Raw genomic sequence first — 2,781 nt, forward strand, 5'->3', positions numbered from 1 at the left:
AGGAGCCTGGTGCGGCACCGCTGTTGAGTGAGGGGTTTGATCCGTTTAACCCAGACGCTGGGCGCCTTACTCTCGCGCAAAATGCCTATGCCTCCCAAGACCCGCGGTTTACGATGACGGATGGTGGCGGTGGGCGAGATCGATTGCAATTGTCATTGCCCGGTGAAGCGTTACCCATCAACGAAAAACTCCGGCTCATTCAAATCCTGGATAAATTTGGATACCCCGATACAGCGGCTGACTATCGCGCCTCTCTTGCGAGCCAACTCGCTGCCATCACCGACCAAAGCCCAGCTGAAGACGCCCGCCTAGCACGCTATGCAGAAACCAGCTTCGCCATGCCCCCGCAAGCGCCTAGCGAAGCTGGCTTACTGACCTTTACCAGCAATAACCCTGCGCTCACACAGCCGGTCACTGACCCGGTTAATAGACTCAAAGAAGAAACGCTTGCCTTCTTTGTAAGACGCGGTGCGCAAGCCCCTGAAGGCAGCCTAGCCTATCGGTTCTATGGCACTGGCTATGCTCTGGTAGGCGCTCTGGCCCCAGAGACCGTGCCTGAGTTTATGGCAGGCGCAGCGCTAGGGCCAGTGGGGAGTAAAGTCGGCGGGCTGGGTATTAAACAACTCAACCGACTGCCCGTGCTGGGTGCTGATGTAGGTGAAGGCATTGCGCAAGGAATCCAAGGCTCAGCCAAGTACTTGCGTGATTTGGGTGTGCCGGATTGGAAGATTACCCCACGGCCTTTTGAGTATGGTACGCTGAATGCGAATCCGCTACCATTGTCGTTCGGGAGAGTGGAGGCAAATAGCGCAGCCAAGGTTGTTAAGCCTGGTGAATTCTCAATCGTAGATTGGACTGGCTATCCAGCGGGTGTGCCGCAGCCTACCGGGCCGTTCCGGCTGCTTGAAGGTGCGGAGTACAACGCGGCTCGTGACGCAGCCAATTCCACGAACAGGACATTACGCAAAGACTGGAATTTAGTGGGGGAACCGGTTGATATTCACGAAATTCAACCGGTGAAGTTTGGTGGTAGTCCGACAGATACAGCAAACAAAATAATTCTTGATCGGAGCATTCATGGGCAGCAGGTTACTCCCTGGTGGAATAGTCTACAGAAGACGCTTAAGGGTAAATAGCGCTTCCGTCTTGATGACGATTCCCGCAATCATTGAAAGCTATAGTCATGGATGAAAATTTACTGAAAGAATTTGCCAAAAAAGATGGTGCCGCCGCAGATGTTATTGCAAAAGCTGAAGCAGCACTGCAATGGCCATTGCCAACGGACTACAAAGAGTTTCTCGAAAAGGCTAATGGTGGAGAAGGATTTATTGGTGAGAATTATTTGATACTTTGGACGGCTGAGGAATTGGCACAGTTCAACAATGAATATGAGGTGCAAGACTATGCCCCCGGACTTGTCTTGTTTGGTTCGGATGGTGGCGGAGAAGGATATGCATTTGATGCGCGCACGACACCTGCCCCTATCGTGCAAGTTCCCTTCATTGGGATGGATTTAATGTATGCAAGGCAGATGGCGGGCAGCTTTAGCGAATTTGTAAGCAAGCTGGCGGAAAAATCATGACCGATCACACATCAATTCGCCGAGCCAACCCACAAATTGCGGGGATGGAAATATTTGAAATAAAACCGGTTCTGCTTGGTGGTGATCCAGTTGACCCAAAGAACAAAACAGTGTTGACACGTCAGCAGCATATTGAAGCTGTTCGATACTGGAATAACATGATCCGAAGAATGCGAAAATAAATGGGGACGCGAAAATAAATGCGTAAAATAAGGGACACCCATTAGCCGGAGGCTGTCAAGCGAGTAAGCGAAGCCATGGCGGCATGAGCCGCCCGCTTTCCCGACTACGCCAAAGCCTACCTCTTTGGCCAGACCCCGCAAGACCAAGTCAACCGCAACACCCAAGCCACCCAGCCCCCAGCCGGGGCCGGCCAATGGCTCACCGCCCAAGCCGGCGACACCCTTGAAAGCCTAGCCCAGCGCTACTACGGCAACCGCGACTACTGGTACCGCCTGGCCCAGGCCAACCAGCTCGACCGCAACAGCCCACTGCAAGCCGGGCAAGCCCTCTACCTGCCCCCAGGCAGCAGCCAGAGCGCCAGCCCCAACACCTACCAGCCCTACAGCCTGGTGGGCAGCCTCACCGCGCCCCCTCAAGCGCCCGACATGTCAGGCGGCCTGCGCGACTGGGCCAGCTTCATCGCCTTCTTCATCGTCGTCATCATCGCCATTCTGACCCAGCAATACGAAATCATCAGCTCTCTCGAAGGCTTCATCGCCCCCGCTATTGGCGCCACTGCTGCCTATTATGTGGCGCCGATGATCGTTGCTGCCGCCACCAACGTCCTCACCCAACAAGTCATGCGCGCCATTGGCGCCCAACAAAACTTTGACTGGAGCCAACTGGCCGTTACCGTCATTACCGCCGGCCTGATGCGCGCGATTGTCGGTGCCCCCACCGACACCGGCGGCATCATCGTCCAAGGCATGATCAGTGGCGCCATCAGCAACACCCTGACCCAAAGCATCAACGTCTACCGTGGCAAACAAAGCCGCATCCAATGGGAACAAGTCGCCAAAGCCGCCGCCATCAGCAGCATTCTCAACCTCGCCGCCAGCAGCGGCGGTAACAGCGACACCACCAACCTTGACACCAGCACCAACAGCTTTGACAACGGCAGCATGGCCCGCGCCCTCAACGTCAACCCCAGCGCCAACCAAGCGGGCAGCACCGTGGTTGCCAACAGCTTCCTACAA

At 55.3% G+C, this 2,781-nt stretch carries 5 protein-coding genes; 4 read left to right on the forward strand and 1 reads right to left on the reverse strand.

Annotation, left to right across the window (positions count from 1 at the left end):
* From DU000_RS12840 to DU000_RS12480, 3 genes are all read left to right on the forward strand, one after another.
* Window positions 1-1,136 (forward strand): hypothetical protein (locus DU000_RS12840; RefSeq protein ID WP_205074070.1); only part of this gene is annotated, 1,136 nt, incomplete at its 5' end.
* Between the two features lie 47 nt (window positions 1,137-1,183).
* Window positions 1,184-1,582, forward strand: a complete 399-nt coding sequence (locus DU000_RS12475) for an SMI1/KNR4 family protein (protein ID WP_114403745.1) — start codon at window positions 1,184-1,186, stop codon at window positions 1,580-1,582.
* Complete coding sequence (locus tag DU000_RS12480) at window positions 1,579-1,764, forward strand: hypothetical protein (RefSeq protein WP_114403746.1); 186 nt, start codon at window positions 1,579-1,581, stop codon at window positions 1,762-1,764. Before DU000_RS12475 ends, DU000_RS12480 begins: the two co-directional genes overlap by 4 nt.
* 231 nt (window positions 1,765-1,995) lie before the next feature.
* Here the strand turns inward: DU000_RS12480 and DU000_RS13040 are convergent, their stop codons facing one another.
* Window positions 1,996-2,181, reverse strand: coding sequence for a hypothetical protein (locus DU000_RS13040; protein WP_240001900.1), 186 nt, complete (start codon window positions 2,179-2,181; stop codon window positions 1,996-1,998).
* 9 nt (window positions 2,182-2,190) lie between these two features.
* On the opposite strand from DU000_RS13040, the gene DU000_RS12485 reads away from it, so the two are divergent.
* On the forward strand, window positions 2,191-2,781 hold a 591-nt coding region (locus DU000_RS12485; protein WP_205074071.1), incomplete at its 3' end, for a hypothetical protein.

The organism is Parvibium lacunae, from assembly GCF_003335215.1.
In the GTDB taxonomy this organism is placed as follows: domain Bacteria; phylum Pseudomonadota; class Gammaproteobacteria; order Burkholderiales; family Burkholderiaceae_D; genus Parvibium; species Parvibium lacunae.